Genomic DNA, 14345 nt, shown 5'->3' with positions numbered 1-14345 from the left:
GGCGTCCGTTCATCTGTGGCTTCAGCAGGAGGATTGAAATGAGTTCCGCGGATAACTCAAGTCCAGTAACGCGTCGGATCTTTCTCGTTGCGGGCGCAACGGCCATTGCAGGCAGTGCGTTCGACCTATGGCAAGGTGCGAAACCCGTTGAAGCGAAAGAGAAAACAACGAAGGAAGTGAAGATTCTTCAGTTCTCGGATGCAGGGCAGCGCGAAGACCCCGTGATGCTCCCTGAAGTCGTGAAGACTGACGCCGAATGGCAGCAGCAGTTATCGCAGGATGCCTTTATGGTTACGCGGCGCGCAGCCACCGAGCGCCCCTACTCCGGGCAATACTGGAATCTGCATGACAAGGGGCTCTATCGCTGCATGTGCTGCTCTACCGCTCTTTTCAACTCCGACACGAAGTTTGAGTCCGGCACTGGATGGCCGAGTTTCTGGCAGCCCATCGCAAAAGAAAACGTTCGCGAAAGCCCCGACTACTCGATCGGAGAGATGCGGGTGGCTGTCTCTTGCCAACTGTGCGATGCGCATCTGGGACATGTCTTCACCGATGGCCCTCGTCCGACTGGCCTTCGTTATTGCATGAATTCCGTAGCGCTCCGTTTCACAAAACTTGCCTGAGCGTCTATTCGTTGTTGTCCTGAGCCTGAATGGCTCCATTCTTTAACGCCCATTCGACAAACCCTTCGGGTGCGTTCTTGACCCCAGCGATATTCGCCATCTTGATACTTTTCAGCCGTTGCCACTGGATATTCTTGAGGCTCGTCTGACGCAGATCGGCGCCGCCCAGGTCGGCATCGGCCAGATTTGACCCAGCAAGGTCGCTTCCCACAAGATCGGCTTCATTCAGACTCGCGTGCTCAAAAGAAGTGCCTTCGAGATCGCTACCCCGCAGGTTCGCCGAATGCAAATCAGCATAGGTGAAGTCAGCCGATTTCAGATCGCTGCCACGCAGATCGGCCGCGCTGAAGTCCGCGCGCAGCAGATTTGCACGCTCCAGCTTCAGTCCCTGCAGAAATGCGGACGACACATCCACACCGACGAGTGGAACCCTGTCCTCATTCAGCTCCTGCAATGCATCGATGCGTCCGCCACTGCCGCCCTTCCCCTGGGCCGTGTTGATAACCTGCCAAGCCTGATAGTGTCGTTGCTTGATGCGGTCTCCCGACTCGCTAAAATAGAAAATGACACCCACCAGCATCGAGAAGCTTCCAAGGTACTCAAGGACTTCGAGAAAGCTCCAGTTGCTGAGCAGGAAAGCGATCCAGTCCCATCCCCACTCGAACGCAACGAAAGGAATCATCCAGCGGCGCCTGATTCGTGCACTAAGTGTTGCCCATCTTTCCGGACGTTTTCTCGCTTCGTGCATGATCATTCTGAACCTCCCGTCTGCATCCGTGAGATTCAGAATGTTCAAAACAGTTACATGCTCCGTTTTTTCGGCAACAACTTTTTATCAACACATAGGAAAGACGGTACTTCGTGGCGCTGAAACAAGATAGTGACTTGCGCGAGTCGCCGGATATACTGGTTCCCCGTCGAAATCGAACTAGACACTGTGCTTCTGGCCTTTTGACAGCTAAGGGAGGTGCTTTTGCCGCTTACCATCAACGGTCTATCCAAGACCTATCCCAACGGAGTGCAAGCACTCAAAAACCTGAGTCTTACCATCGGGAACAATATGTTTGGCCTGCTGGGGCCAAACGGAGCAGGCAAGAGCACGCTGATGCGCACCATTGCCACTCTGCAGGAGCCGGATACGGGAGAGATCTGGCTCGACGGAGTCAATGTCATCAAGCAGAAGGAAACAGTCAGGCAACTCCTCGGCTATCTTCCTCAGGAATTCGGAGTCTATCCGAAGATTTCCGCGCTCGACATGCTCAATCACCTCGCCGTGATGAAAGGCGTGACCAAGAGCGGCGAGCGCAAAGATATGGTCGAGGCACTACTGCATCAAACGAATCTCTGGGAAGTGCGCAAGAAAGCTCTGAGCACGTATTCGGGAGGCATGAAGCAGCGCTTCGGTATCGCGCAGGCGCTTCTCGCCAATCCCAAGCTCATAATCGTCGACGAACCCACAGCGGGCCTCGATCCTTCGGAGCGTCATCGCTTTCTAAATCTACTCAGCGCGATTGGCCGTGACGTCATCGTCATTCTGTCGACCCATATCGTCGAAGATGTCCATGAGTTGTGTAACCGGATGGCCATCATCAGCAATGGCGAAGTGCTGCTCGAAGGATCTCCGACTGAGGTGCTTGAAAAGCTCAACAGCCGTATCTGGAGCAAGCTTGTCGACAATGAAGCTGAGCTGACGGCAATCGAGAAAGGAATGCAACTCGTGTCCGTGCAATTGCTGAGTGGCGTGCATGAGGTGCGCGTGTATGCAGAGAGCGATCCGGGAGACGGCTTCAAATCTGTCGATCCGAACCTTGAAGATGTGTACTTTCTCAGTCTGGAACGCCAAAAGACCAACTGATTTGGCCGCGGAGAATCTTCATGTTTCTTGATTTCTTCCAATTAGAGCTTCGACTGCGACTCAAGAGTATTTCGACGTATGTTTACTTTCTGATGTGGTTTCTGCTCGCCTTCCTCTCCGTGGCAGCAGAAGATTTCGGCCCAGTCGGTGCGGGGAAGATTCTGCTCAATGGGCCTTATGCGACAATGCAGATCTTCTTCCAGCTGACTGCTTTCGGAATGATTGTGATGGCCGCGATCTTCGGACCGGCCATCCTGCGTGACTTCCAGCGCGACACATGGCAGATGGTTTTTACGAAACCGATCTCAAAGCTGTCTTATCTCGGAGGCCGCTGGGCTGGATCGATCGTCATCACGCTCCTCATCTTTACCGGACTGCCGATCGGAGAAATAATCGGCTGCTTTGCTCCCTGGGCAGATCACACGCGCATAGGACCGCTCCATTTCGCGATGTTTGCGAAACTGTATTTTTCCATCATTGTCGTGCAAGTATTTTTTCTAGGTAGCCTCTTTTTCATGGTTGCCGCGCTCACGCGCAAGATTGTCATTGTCTACCTGCAGGGCGTAGTTCTCTTTGTTATTTATCTGGTCGGCCTTGTAAGCGTGATTACAGCCAGAAGTCTGGAGCGTTTCTGGCCTTCAGTGTTCGATCCGCTTGGCGTTCTTCTGCTCGACAGCGTTACGCGCTACTGGACCGTCGCGGAAAGAAACACACTGGTCGCGACGTGGACGGGCATGTTCCTATGGAACCGGCTGTTGTGGCTGGGAGTTGGAGTCCTGGCGCTCGCGATTACTTGGATATTCTTTCCGATGTCCGCTGAGTTGCTCACCGCTCGAGCATCACGCAAGAAGAAAAAGGTTGAGCAGGAAGAATTGCATCCGCCCAGACCACGGTTTGCTGTTTCTCTTCCAAAGGTGCAGCAGTATTTCGGCTTTCACACAACGGTGCAGCAGTTTTTGTCACTGCTGCGGTTACGTATCCAGAACATCGTTCGCGAGATTCCATTCTGGGGTATCACCGCATTGATGATCGCGTATGTGCTGATCAATGCGCATTTCGCAGGCCGCGTTGATGATCGCGATGTCTGGCCCGTGACCTATCTGATGCTGCAATCCGTCGAAGGAAATGCGACTTTCTTTCTTTTCATCGTGGCCGCTCTGTATGCAGGAGAATTGGTGTGGCGCGAACGCGATACCCGTTTTGAACAGATCCACGATTCACTGCCGTCACGCGAATGGGTCGATTGGCTGAGCAAGTTGTGTGCGCTGGCTGTCGTTCAACTCGTGCTGCTCACCTGCGTATTGGTTTGTGGAGTTTTTTCCCAGGCGATTCAGGGCTATTACCACTTTGAGTTGCTGCAGTATTTCAAAGAACTCTATCTGATCACGTTCACGCAGGTGGTAACCTTCTCACTCTTTGCCATGTGCGTTCAGACACTTGTCGGCAATAAGTTTCTCGGGCATGGCATTGCGATTGGTTATTTCATTCTGATTCCTGTCTTGTATCGAGTCGGTATTGAGAACCGTCTTGTCCTCTTCGGAGAAATTACACCCTATACCTATTCCGACATGAATGGTTACGGGCATTTCGTTCCTGGACTTTTCTGGTCGCTTCTCTACTGGCTTGCCATCGCTGGACTTCTGGGGATTCTCGGCGTTGCCATGCATCGCCGGGGAAGCGACACATCGTGGAAGACTCGTTTCCATGGTGCATTCGATCGTATGCCCAAATTGGCTCCGGCAGCAGCCGTCTTGCTGGTGGTTGCAGTCGGGAGCGGCGCATGGTTCTACTACAACACGCATCGCCTCAATCCATTTCGTACGACGAAACAACAGCGCCATCTGCAGGCCGAGTACGAAAAGCTCTACAAAAAATATGAGAAGCAACCGCTGCCGAAAATTATTGCCGTTGATACGACGGTCGATATCTATCCGCAGCAGCGATCTTTCAAAGCGATCGGATGGTACATTCTGGAGAACCGTTCCAGTCAATCGATCAGCGATATTCACATTACAGGACAGAAGGAATCTCTTGACGAGATCCACTTTGACCGCCCTTCACAACTGACGCTGAACGACAAACGCCACTTCTATTCCATCTATCACCTGGCCCAGCCTCTTGCGCCCGGCGAAAAGATGCGCATGGATTTCCGCTGCTCATGGACGTCACGCGGCTTCCGCGACGGAAACGAACGTCCGGAGCTTGCCTACAATGGGACCTTCTTTGATCAGGATTACTTTCCGTATCTTGGCTATAACCGCGGCATAGAGTTGGATAACCCGGTCCGTCGCCGGGAAGAGAGTCTCGGCCCTTATCAGGAAATGGCCCCGCGCGGCGACGCTTACTATACGCAGTTGAACCTCTTCCGTCCGGATTCAGACTGGATCACGTATCACGCCGTGGTCAGCACTTCTGCTGATCAAATGGCCATCGCTCCGGGATATCTCCAACGGCAATGGACGGACAATGGTCGGAATTACTTTGAGTACAGCATGGGATCGACGGACATCGCTGACTTCTTCTCATATCTGTCGGGTCGTTACGCCGTCAAACACGATAAGTGGAAGGACGTGAATCTCGAAATCTACTACACGCCGATGCATACGTTTGATCTGGACAAGATGTTGTCCTCGTCGAAGCATGGCCTGGATTACTACACGGCGAACTACAGCCCATACCAGTTCCAGCAGTACCGGGTTATTGAGTTTCCTCGCTATCGGGGTTTTGCGCAGTCATTCCCGAACACTGTTCCTTATTCGGAGGACATCGGCTTCATCGGCAGACTGAAAAAAAAGGATGATATCGATTTCACCTACTTCGTCACCGCGCACGAACTCGCACACCAATGGTGGGGGCATCAACTGATCGGCGCTGACGTGCAGGGCTCGAACATGATGTCGGAGAGCCTTGCCGAATATTCTGCGCTGCGCGTCATGCAACATCAGTACGGCGATACCCATATGCGCCGCTTTCTGAAGCATGAGCTCGATGGCTATCTGCGCGGACGCAGCGGGGAGGTCCGGCATGAGCCGCCACTTGTGCAGGTGCAGAATGAACCGTATGTCTGGTATCAGAAGGGATCTCTGGTCTTCTATGCGTTGAGCGACTATATCGGTGAGGACAGGCTAAATCAGGGGCTCAGGGATTTCCTGATAAAGAACCGTTACAGCATGCCGCCGTACCCAGATACGCGCGGCTTGGTAGTGTCGTTGCGGGCTGTTACGCCATCCGATCTTCAGTATCTGATTACTGACATGTTTGAGAGCATCACGCTTTATGACAATCGTGTCGTCTCGGCCACCTGGCAGGAGACTCCCGATCATAAGTACAAAGTTGTCCTCACCTTGAAATCGCGCAAGCTGAAGGCGAATGGCGATGGCGTGGAAACTGAAGTTCCACTGCACGATCTCATCGAGGTTGGCGTTTTTTCCGGCACGAAAGATCATGAACAACCCATCCATGTAGAGAAGCAGTGGATCTCGCAAAACGACTCGACTGTCGAGTTCATCGTTGACCAGAAGCCGACACGTGCCGGGATCGATCCTTATAACAAGCTGATCGATCGCAATCCGGAAGACAACATGATCGATGTGACCAAAATGTAGCGAGCAGAATCTGTATGTGTTCAGTTGCAGGCTGTAGGTTTCATGAATAAATGCCTCTTCGATCCAATAAAATACGATCCCGCTACAATGGTGCCGTATGAAATCGTGGATGCCAGGCGTTCCGCGCTATCTTCGCAGACGGAAATTCCTGCTCGCGGCTCTGTGCATCCTTTTAGGTGGCTGTCATTCGCATGATGGCGGCCCTCGGCCTACGATCGAGTTCCTCAAAGTTCCGCCGGCAGGGGCTGGGGGTCCAAACAAATTAGATATCATCGAAGGACGGGTCAGCGGTGCGCACGACGGCCAGCAGATTGTTTTGTACGCCAAGGCTGGCAATTGGTGGATCCAGCCGATGGCCTATCAACCCTTTACAAATATTCAGTCTGATTCCACTTGGAAGAATTCAACGCATCTCGGAACTGAGTATGCTGCTCTTCTAGTTGAATCTGGATATCATCCTCTGGACAAAATGGACGCGTTGCCAACCGAGGGGAGTGGCGTAGCAGCTGTGGCGACCGTTAAGGGTGGAAATGCCCCGCCTACGATGTCCAAGACCATTCAGTTCAGTGGCTACGAGTGGACAGTCCGCGACACATTGGGGGAGCGGAACGGCTCTCCGCATGACAACGATCCTACCAACGTCTCACTGGACTCCAAAGGCTTCCTGCATCTTCGCATCGGTCGCAAGCCAGACCAATGGACCTGCTCTGAGGTAATCATGACGCGCCACTTCGGGTATGGAACGTATCTTTTTTCAGTGCAGGATATTTCTCAATTGGAGCCTGCTGCGGTGCTTGGTATTTTCACCTACGATGAGCTGGGAACCGATCAAAATCACCGCGAAATGGACATCGAGATAAGCCGCTGGGGCGATCCAAACGATAAGAATGGGCAATATGTCGTTCAGCCCTATTACGTTCCCGCGAATGTCTCGCGCATTACTGTGCCGCCAGGGCCACTTACATTTTCTCTTCATTGGGAACCAGGCAAGGCGACTTTTGAAACCGTTCGCGGAAATATGCCGACCTCCAGTCCTCATCCAGTCGCGGTCCACGTATTTACGTCAGACGTGCCATCGCCGGGCAGCGAATCGGTACGTCTGAATCTGTGCCCCTTCAACTACTCCAAAGTTCCGCTGCAACATCAGGCTGAGGTTGTCATTGAGCGCGTCCAGTATCTACCGTAATGGTCATCGACGCTTCTGGTGGCTCTTGGCTGCTCTTACAATCCTGGGATTTGCTCATCCGGCATGCGCGCTCGACCCCGACCGAGCGATGTCGCAATACATACGCGACGGCTGGAATCCAGAAAATGGATTTCCTGGTGGACAGGTCAATGCCATTGCTCAGACAGGGGATGGATATCTGTGGATCGGCGCTGAAAAGGGCTTGTTTCGATTTGATGGACGAAACTTTCTCGACGCAGAGCAACTGAATCCGGCGTTGTCACACGTTAACCACGTGCTTGGGCTTAAAACTGATGTTGACGGAGATATGTGGATACGGCTGCCCGGCGCAGGTGTGCTTCGCTACCACGACGGAAAATTCGAAACAGTCATATCGGGTATTGCAACGCCTTCGTCGAACGTCACCGCCATGTCCAGAGCAAACAAAGGTGGGATGTTGCTCTCAACTTTGCTACACCCGGTGCTCCGCTACCGCAACGGAAAGCTTGAGGTGCTCGAATTCAGGAATCTGCCTTCGAATCTGCTGGTATTTTCGCTCGCAGAAACTTCGGATGGAAAGATCTGGATGGGTACTCGGGACAACGGGCTCTTCTATGTAGAGAATGGCCAAGCTGTTGCAGCAACCGAAGGACTGCCTGACAAGAAGATCAATTGTCTTCTTCCCGTGAAAGACGGCAAAATGTGGATCGGCACCGACAACGGTGTTGCGCAGTGGGATGGAACCAGGATTTCCGCAAGCAATGTTCCGCCACCATTGAGCCATGTTCAGGTGTTGAGCCTGGTGCAGGACCGCGACTCCAATCTGTGGGTGGGCACGGCGCGTGGGCTGTTGCGATTCAACTCGCAAGGAGTTGTTCTGTCTGACGTACATAGTCAAGAATCCAGGGAAGCTGTCGCCGCCCTGCTCGAGGACCGTGAAGGCAACCTTTGGGTTGGGAATACCGACGGCTTGGAACGACTCCGCGATGGATTGTTCATGACGTATTCGACTGCTCAAGGTCTGCCGTCCGATCGAAGCGGCCCAATCTATGTCGATTCAGATGACCGTGCATGGATTGCCCCATCCAGCGGTGGCCTCTATTCCATGAGGAGCGAAAAGATTGGACAAGTAAAGACTGCCGGGATAGGCGACGATATCGTCTATTCGATTGTCGGCAATAAAGACGATCTCTGGATTGGAAGGCAGCGCGGCGGACTTACCCATCTGCGCGTGCAGGGAGGCATCTTAACGTCAGAGACATACACCACGGAACGCGGGCTCGCGCAAAACAGCGTCTACTCAGTCTATGAGAGTGCTGACGGAACCGTGTGGGCAGGGACTCTTAGTGGAGGTGTGAGCCGACTCAACAATGGCCGATTCACCACCTATACAACCGCTGAAGGCCTGGCGTCGAACACCGTTACTTCGATCGCGGAAAGCTCCGATGGAACCATGTGGTTTGCAACCCCCGGCGGCTTGAATGCGTTTATCGACGGCCACTGGCGTACTTATGCGGTGAAGGATGGATTGCCATCCGATGATGTGATTTGCCTTCTGCCGGGTGCGGGAGGCGTTTTGTGGATTGGAACCGCGAATGGTCTTGCTGCGATGCGTGGCAACCAAATTATCGGCCCTCATCCAGTTCCAGAGTCCTTGCGGGACCCCATCTTCGGATTCGCCCAAGACAGTGGCGGAGCTTTATGGATCGCTACTTCGAATCACGTACTCAGAATCATTCGAGATCAATTCCTGCATGGCGCGATTCACGAAGAGGATGTTCATGAGTATCGGCTTGCAGATGGCCTGCAGGGAGATGAGGGCGTGAGACGGGATCGCTCCGTCGTGACCGATCGCCACGGGCGTATCTGGTTTTCCCTGAATCGCGGCATTTCCGTGGCTGATCCAAGCCGCGTGAGCAACGATTCGGCGGCAGCCATCGTTCATATCGAAGCTGTCTCTGCTGATGGAAATCCATTCAACATGCAGGACCCAGTGCGGATTCCGGCATCTCAACAGAGAATCGTCTTTGATTATGTCGGATTGAGCTTTGCCATCCCCGATAGCGTCCGCTATCGATACAGGCTTGATGGTTTCGATCACGAGTGGAGCCAACCCGTCGCCGCGCGACAGGCGGTGTATACAAACCTTAATCCAGGCCCATATCGCTTTCGCGTAATCGCGGCGAATAGCTACGGGCAATGGAACAGTTCAGAAGCCACTCAGTCTTTCAAGATTCAACCCGCATTCTGGCAGACATGGTGGTTTGAATACTCGTGCGTGTTGGCGTTGGTATGTGTTGTATGGATTTTTTATCAACTGCGCATGCGTCAAATGGCGCACAGCATGAATGTTCGCTTCGAAGAACGCCTGGCAGAACGAATGCGCATTGCCCAGGAGTTGCATGACACACTACTGCAGGGTCTACTCAGCGCCTCGATGCAACTCCATGTGGCCGTGGACAAGGTTTCGGAGAATTCGCCGGCAAAGCCCCTGTTGAGCCGCGTTTTGCAGTTGATGGGACAGGTGATTGAAGAAGGACGAGATGCCCTTCGAGGTCTCCGATCATCGGGTCGGGATGCTCTCAATCTCGAACAAGCCTTTTCCCATGTGCCCCAGGAACTGGCCATTCAAAAAGAGATTGCTTACCGTGTCATCCTAGATGGTTCGCCTCGTGCCCTCCATCCGGTGATCCGCGACGAGGTTTACCGCATTGGACGCGAGGCGCTGGTCAATGCATTCCGGCATTCTCAGGCGAGTAGCATCGAGATTGAATTACAATACACAGCCAGTCACCTGCAGATTCTTATTCGAGACGATGGCTGCGGGATCGATCCGCAGGTGCTGCGTTCAGGTCGGGAAGGACACTTCGGGCTTCCAGGAATGCGCGAGCGAGCCGAGGGAATTGGAGCGAAACTGAAGCTATGGAGCCGATCTACCGCGGGAACTGAGGTTGAGCTGATCGTGCCGGGAAAAGTTGCCTACTTGCATCAACCTGGAAATCGCCGGCCGGGTTGGTTCTCCCGGCTGAAGACGCAAAGCCAGAAATTCAGGAGCGAGCAAAAATGAACGATAAACCCAGTATCCGCGTCTTCTGCGTCGATGACCATCCGTTGCTCAGAGAAGGAATATCCACCATCATCCGCAACCAACCCGATATGGAGATCGTGTCTGAGGCGCCGAGTGGTCGTGACGCGATTCAGCGGTTTCGCGAACTACGGCCGGATGTCACGCTTATGGATCTCCGGCTGCCCGATATAAGCGGCATTGACGCCTTGATCGCAATTCGCGCGGAATTTCCTGACGCCCGCGTCATCATGTTGACGACTTTCGAGGGCGATGTAGAGGTTCAGCGTGCTTTGGAGGCAGGAGCACGCGGATATATGTTGAAGAGTATGCCTCCGAAAGATCTGGTCGATGCAATTCGCCAGGTGCACGCTGGCAAGAAACGGATTCCGCCAGAAATCGCTGCACGTCTTGCCGAGCATTTCAGCGATGAAACGCTCAGCGAACGTGAAATCGAAGTTCTGAGGCACGTCGCCGGCGGCAACCGGAATCGTGAGATCGCTGAGCGCCTTTTCATCTCCGAAGAGACCGTCAAGGTTCATGTCAAACACATTATGGAGAAGTTGGGCGCGAGCGATCGTACACAAGCCGTAGCGATCGCTGTACGCAGGGGCATCATGCACCTGTAGACAGGAATGCAGGCAGCAGCCGGACAGTACCACTACAGTGGTATCGAAATATTACGAGCCCTCGGGATGTTCCTTGCAACAGCCTTCGCTATTCTGAACGTCGATTTGCTGCAAAGCATCGAGGAGGCGGAGGATCTGCGGCTTTTCTCCACGTTTCCGGCTGGGTTGCCAGGCCTCGGACTGCTTTTGTTGCGGCTCGCGGTCGGCTCGATTTCTGTGGCACAGGGTGCGAGTTTCCTGGTCGCCTCAGGTGCTCCAGCATCGATGCTCTGGCTCATCGGCGCTTTAACCTTTGTGCTGGGCGCGTTCCTCATGATCGGGTTTCTCACTCCGATTGCCAGTATTGTTGCCGCGCTCGTTAGTATGGGTTTTGCATTGAGGGCATTTCCTGGGCTTCCCAGTACGCACTTCGCAGCGCCAGGAGCGATTGAGACCATCGTGGTTACCTTGGCGTTAGCATTGCTGGGTGCGGGAGCGTTTTCACTCGACGCTTTTTTGTTTGGCCGCCGTGAAATCATCATTCCTGATATTTCCCGGTCTCCGAAATGAGACCGCAGACAAGTATGTTTAGCGTGTGTGCGGCGGTCTTTGTCCGATTGATCTTACCTCAATAGTGGTAAGAAAAAAGCAGTCGATCTCGTGATGCGGCTCAGCAGCGTTTTCTTCATAGTGATTTGTATCAACACCAGTAGCGGGACCTGCACTGATACCTCTTCATCGCGTGCGGCTTCGCTACCATGCCAAAATTCACTGTACGTGAAAGCAATTGCTATCTCTCAAACCGCCACGGAGGTTGCGCCAATGACGACCAAATTCAAACTCCATGAAACACTCGAGAATGCCTTCGTTGCAGGACTGCTGCTTACAGGCAGCGTAGAGCGAGCCGAGGCTGCCATACTAGAGAGCGTCAGAATGTCCTGTCCCGATGATCTATTCGGGGAAGCATTGTTTCGCCGCGCCATTCATCATGCCATCGACCCGCAGTTGGAGAGCGAGCACCTCACGGAAGAAGACCGTGCTGCTTCCATCCTGCCCTTTGAGCTGCGCTGCGTCTTGAACCTGCCGAAGAATCTCCGGCACTGTTACGTGTTGCGAATTCTAGTTGGTTTGCCCCGCGAGGTCTGTGCTTGGCTGCTGCATTTAGATACGTCCGAGGTGGAGCAAAGGGTGTGCGCCGCCATGGTCGACCTTCCGCAAATTCAGCAAAGAGAGTGTCGCGTCTTAGGAGGCGGCTCGACCAAGAGATTCGTCGCCGACAAAGCTAGTCTTTCGCCAAGCATCCGGCGATTGCCCCGTGGTCGCAAGCCATATCGGAATCAACCGTCGGTGACCTTCTTTACCACTACCAAAATCATTCAATTCAACGAGCCAACCGCAAACTCCTAACCGCATTCGCGGCGCTTGATTTCTGCGGAGATGATGCAGAAAGCCTCTCCGCGCTGAAATCCTGTTCACCATCCGCTACGCCTTCAATCGCTCTCGAAATCACAGCACAGGAGGAACTCCAAAATGCCTTACCTAGCCACGCCTGACGGAACGCAGCTTTACTACAAAGATTGGGGCAGTGGACAGCCCGTTGTTTTCAGCCACGGATGGCCGCTGAACGCGGATGCTTTCGAAGACCAGATGATTTTTCTGGCCGCAAGGGATACCGCTGCATCGCTCATGACCGCCGCGGCCATGGACGTTCAGGCCAGCCATGGGATGGCAATGAGATGGACACTTATGCCGACGATCTGGCTATGCTGACCGAAAACACTTGATCTCAAGGACGCCGTTCATATTGGCCACTCCACGGGTGGCGGCGAGGTCGCTCGTTACATTGGCCGCCATGGAACAAAGCGGGTTGCAAAAGCGGTGCTGATTGGAGCTGTGCCTCCGCTGATGTTGAAAACAAAAGCCAACCCCAATGGCCTGCCAATTGAGGTATTTGATCAGATTCGTGCTGGTGTTCTCGGAGACCGCTCGCAGTTTTTCAAGGATCTTAGCGAACCCTTTTATGGGTTCAACCGGACGGGCGCCAAAGTCTCGCAAGGTCTACGTGACTCGTTCTGGTTGCGGGGTATGCTGGCAGGACACAAGGCCGTTTATGACTGCATCAAGGCTTTCTCGGAGATCGATTTTACGGAAGACCTGAAGAAGTTTGATGTTCCTACGCTCATCTTGCACGGCGATGATGACCAGATCGTGCCAATCGGCGCGTCGGCACTCCTCTCATCGAAACTTGTCAAAGGGGCCATATTGAAAATCTATCCCGGCGCGCCCCACGGCATGTGTTCTACCCTTAAGGACAAGGTCAACGCCGATCTCCTCGCATTTATCAATGGGGAAACGGATTCGCTTAAATCAGATGCCGAGCGTGAACAATTGTCGAGCGTTTCTTGATGTTGTCGATGGGGTCTCTATTCGAGGCTTTCTGCATTTGCCGGTTATCGGTGGGGGAGACTGCCTCGTTCTGACACATGGCGCAGGAGCCAATTGCAATGCTCCACTCCTTATCAAGCTGGCGGAAACGTTCTGCGCTTCCGGATTAACCGTTCTCCGCTGTGATCTTCCGTTTCGCCAGGCGCGTCCGCACGGCTCTCCTCCGCGGGGAAGTGCGGAGCGTGACCAAAAGGGACTTCGAGCCGCGCTGGGTTCGATGCGACAACAGTCTTCCGGCAGAATGTTCCTGGGTGGGCATTCCTATGGTGGAAGGCAGGCATCGATGCTGGCCGCAGCTGAACCTGGTCTCATCGATGAGCTGTTGCTGCTGTCTTACCCACTTCATCCCCCGCAGAAGCCCGAGGAGCTAAGGACCGGGCATTTCTCTTCGCTCCGGACGCCGGCTTTGTTCGTCCACGGTACCCGAGATGGGTTCGCTACTACCTCGGAAATGGTTGCGGCCTTAACACTCATCCCAGCCCGAACGGAACTGTGCGAAATCACAGGCGCGGGGCATGAGCTTATGACAAAGCGAAATGAAGATGAACTCTCACGAACAATCGTCGGAGTTTTTCAGTCATTCGCGAAGGAGAAAGTCGTATAAGGCAAATAAGACGAATCTCAGAGCAGAGCTGGGAGGGGAGGCGTCACATCACCAGCGCGACGCGCTCAAGCTCCGCCTGGAGGCAGTCTACGGAGCAACCGAAGCCTTCGAGCCGAGGCAGCACATCAGAAACCAGTTTCGAATCCGTGCCGTAGCCATGGGCACCGAGAAATGCGACGACTAATTCGGCGGCCTGCCTGGAGTCAATCCCCGACTGCATCAATTCCTGACGCAGCCGGGAAAGCTCCGCCATCGAAAATTTCTCGATCATGTTCTTATCCGCCACCGCGAACTCCTACCTCAGTAATTTGATGCCGGGGGTCGCTATCGGAATTGAAACACGAGTTCAATCATTTTGTTCTGCCGAATTGGTTCT

The 14345-nt window shown here is 53.7% G+C and carries 12 protein-coding genes and 1 pseudogene; 11 read left to right on the top strand and 2 right to left on the bottom strand.

Going from position 1 to position 14345, the window contains the following annotated elements:
• Nucleotides 1–38: 38 nt before the first annotated feature.
• Nucleotides 39–623 carry a peptide-methionine (R)-S-oxide reductase MsrB gene (gene msrB / locus H7849_RS22350; protein WP_186742664.1) on the top strand — a complete coding sequence of 195 codons (585 nt, stop codon included), beginning with the start codon at nucleotides 39–41 and terminating at the stop codon, nucleotides 621–623.
• Nucleotides 624–627: 4 nt separating this feature from the next.
• On the opposite strand, the gene H7849_RS22345 is transcribed toward msrB, so the two are convergent.
• Nucleotides 628–1305, bottom strand: a complete 678-nt coding sequence (locus tag H7849_RS22345) for a pentapeptide repeat-containing protein (protein WP_186742663.1) — start codon at nucleotides 1303–1305, stop codon at nucleotides 628–630.
• Nucleotides 1306–1596: 291 nt separating this feature from the next.
• Here H7849_RS22345 and H7849_RS22340 point away from each other — a divergent pair, with 291 nt between their 5' ends.
• The 10 genes and pseudogenes from H7849_RS22340 (at nucleotide 1597) to H7849_RS27215 (ending at nucleotide 13969) form a co-directional block, all read left to right on the top strand.
• On the top strand, nucleotides 1597–2478 hold the full coding sequence (locus H7849_RS22340; protein ID WP_186742661.1) for an ABC transporter ATP-binding protein: 882 nt from the start codon (nucleotides 1597–1599) through the stop codon (nucleotides 2476–2478).
• Nucleotides 2479–2498: 20 nt separating this feature from the next.
• Complete coding sequence (locus H7849_RS22335; RefSeq protein ID WP_251106413.1) at nucleotides 2499–6083, top strand: ABC transporter permease/M1 family aminopeptidase; 3585 nt, start codon at nucleotides 2499–2501, stop codon at nucleotides 6081–6083.
• Between the two features lie 109 nt (nucleotides 6084–6192).
• Nucleotides 6193–7269 carry a glycoside hydrolase family 16 protein gene (locus H7849_RS22330; protein ID WP_251106412.1) on the top strand — a complete coding sequence of 359 codons (1077 nt, stop codon included), beginning with the start codon at nucleotides 6193–6195 and terminating at the stop codon, nucleotides 7267–7269.
• Between the two features lie 25 nt (nucleotides 7270–7294).
• On the top strand, nucleotides 7295–10315 hold the full coding sequence (locus tag H7849_RS22325) for a sensor histidine kinase (protein WP_186742659.1): 3021 nt from the start codon (nucleotides 7295–7297) through the stop codon (nucleotides 10313–10315).
• A complete protein-coding gene (locus H7849_RS22320) occupies nucleotides 10312–10941 on the top strand; it encodes a response regulator (RefSeq protein ID WP_186742657.1) in 630 nt (209 codons plus the stop codon). Before H7849_RS22325 ends, H7849_RS22320 begins: the two co-directional genes overlap by 4 nt.
• Nucleotides 10942–10947: 6 nt before the next feature.
• Entirely contained in the window at nucleotides 10948–11490 is a 543-nt protein-coding gene (locus H7849_RS22315) for a TQO small subunit DoxD (RefSeq protein WP_222439724.1), read from the top strand.
• A gap of 252 nt (nucleotides 11491–11742) precedes the next feature.
• Complete coding sequence (locus H7849_RS22310; protein ID WP_186742655.1) at nucleotides 11743–12327, top strand: hypothetical protein; 585 nt, start codon at nucleotides 11743–11745, stop codon at nucleotides 12325–12327.
• Between the two features lie 206 nt (nucleotides 12328–12533).
• Nucleotides 12534–12704, top strand: a complete 171-nt coding sequence (locus H7849_RS27645; RefSeq protein ID WP_432756509.1) for an alpha/beta fold hydrolase — start codon at nucleotides 12534–12536, stop codon at nucleotides 12702–12704.
• A 4-nt stretch (nucleotides 12705–12708) separates the two neighbouring features.
• A pseudogene (locus H7849_RS22305) lies at nucleotides 12709–13326 on the top strand (alpha/beta fold hydrolase); the annotation flags it as partial.
• Nucleotides 13265–13969 carry an alpha/beta hydrolase family protein gene (locus tag H7849_RS27215; protein ID WP_349627435.1) on the top strand — a complete coding sequence of 235 codons (705 nt, stop codon included), beginning with the start codon at nucleotides 13265–13267 and terminating at the stop codon, nucleotides 13967–13969. The pseudogene H7849_RS22305 and the gene H7849_RS27215, both read left to right, overlap by 62 nt.
• A gap of 43 nt (nucleotides 13970–14012) precedes the next feature.
• Here H7849_RS27215 and H7849_RS22295 read toward each other — a convergent pair whose 3' ends face one another.
• A complete protein-coding gene (locus H7849_RS22295; RefSeq protein ID WP_186742652.1) occupies nucleotides 14013–14255 on the bottom strand; it encodes a hypothetical protein in 243 nt (80 codons plus the stop codon).
• Between the last annotated feature and the right edge of the window lie 90 nt (nucleotides 14256–14345).

The sequence above is a fragment of the Alloacidobacterium dinghuense genome (assembly GCF_014274465.1).
GTDB lineage: Bacteria > Acidobacteriota > Terriglobia > Terriglobales > Acidobacteriaceae > Alloacidobacterium > Alloacidobacterium dinghuense.
The sequence above is the reverse complement of the archived record's forward strand: the minus strand, read 5'-3'. Positions and strand labels throughout refer to the sequence as shown.

Coding starts and splice junctions, on each gene's coding strand:
- H7849_RS27645 (WP_432756509.1), top strand. CDS start 12,534: ATGGCCGCTGAACGCGGATGCTTTCGAAGACCAGATGATTTTTCTGGC.
- H7849_RS27215 (WP_349627435.1), top strand. CDS start 13,265: ATGGGGAAACGGATTCGCTTAAATCAGATGCCGAGCGTGAACAATTGT.
- msrB (WP_186742664.1), top strand. CDS start 39: ATGAGTTCCGCGGATAACTCAAGTCCAGTAACGCGTCGGATCTTTCTC.
- H7849_RS22330 (WP_251106412.1), top strand. CDS start 6,193: ATGCCAGGCGTTCCGCGCTATCTTCGCAGACGGAAATTCCTGCTCGCG.
- H7849_RS22345 (WP_186742663.1), bottom strand. CDS start 1,305: ATGATTCCTTTCGTTGCGTTCGAGTGGGGATGGGACTGGATCGCTTTC.
- H7849_RS22310 (WP_186742655.1), top strand. CDS start 11,743: ATGACGACCAAATTCAAACTCCATGAAACACTCGAGAATGCCTTCGTT.
- H7849_RS22315 (WP_222439724.1), top strand. CDS start 10,948: ATGCAGGCAGCAGCCGGACAGTACCACTACAGTGGTATCGAAATATTA.
- H7849_RS22320 (WP_186742657.1), top strand. CDS start 10,312: ATGAACGATAAACCCAGTATCCGCGTCTTCTGCGTCGATGACCATCCG.
- H7849_RS22335 (WP_251106413.1), top strand. CDS start 2,499: ATGTTTCTTGATTTCTTCCAATTAGAGCTTCGACTGCGACTCAAGAGT.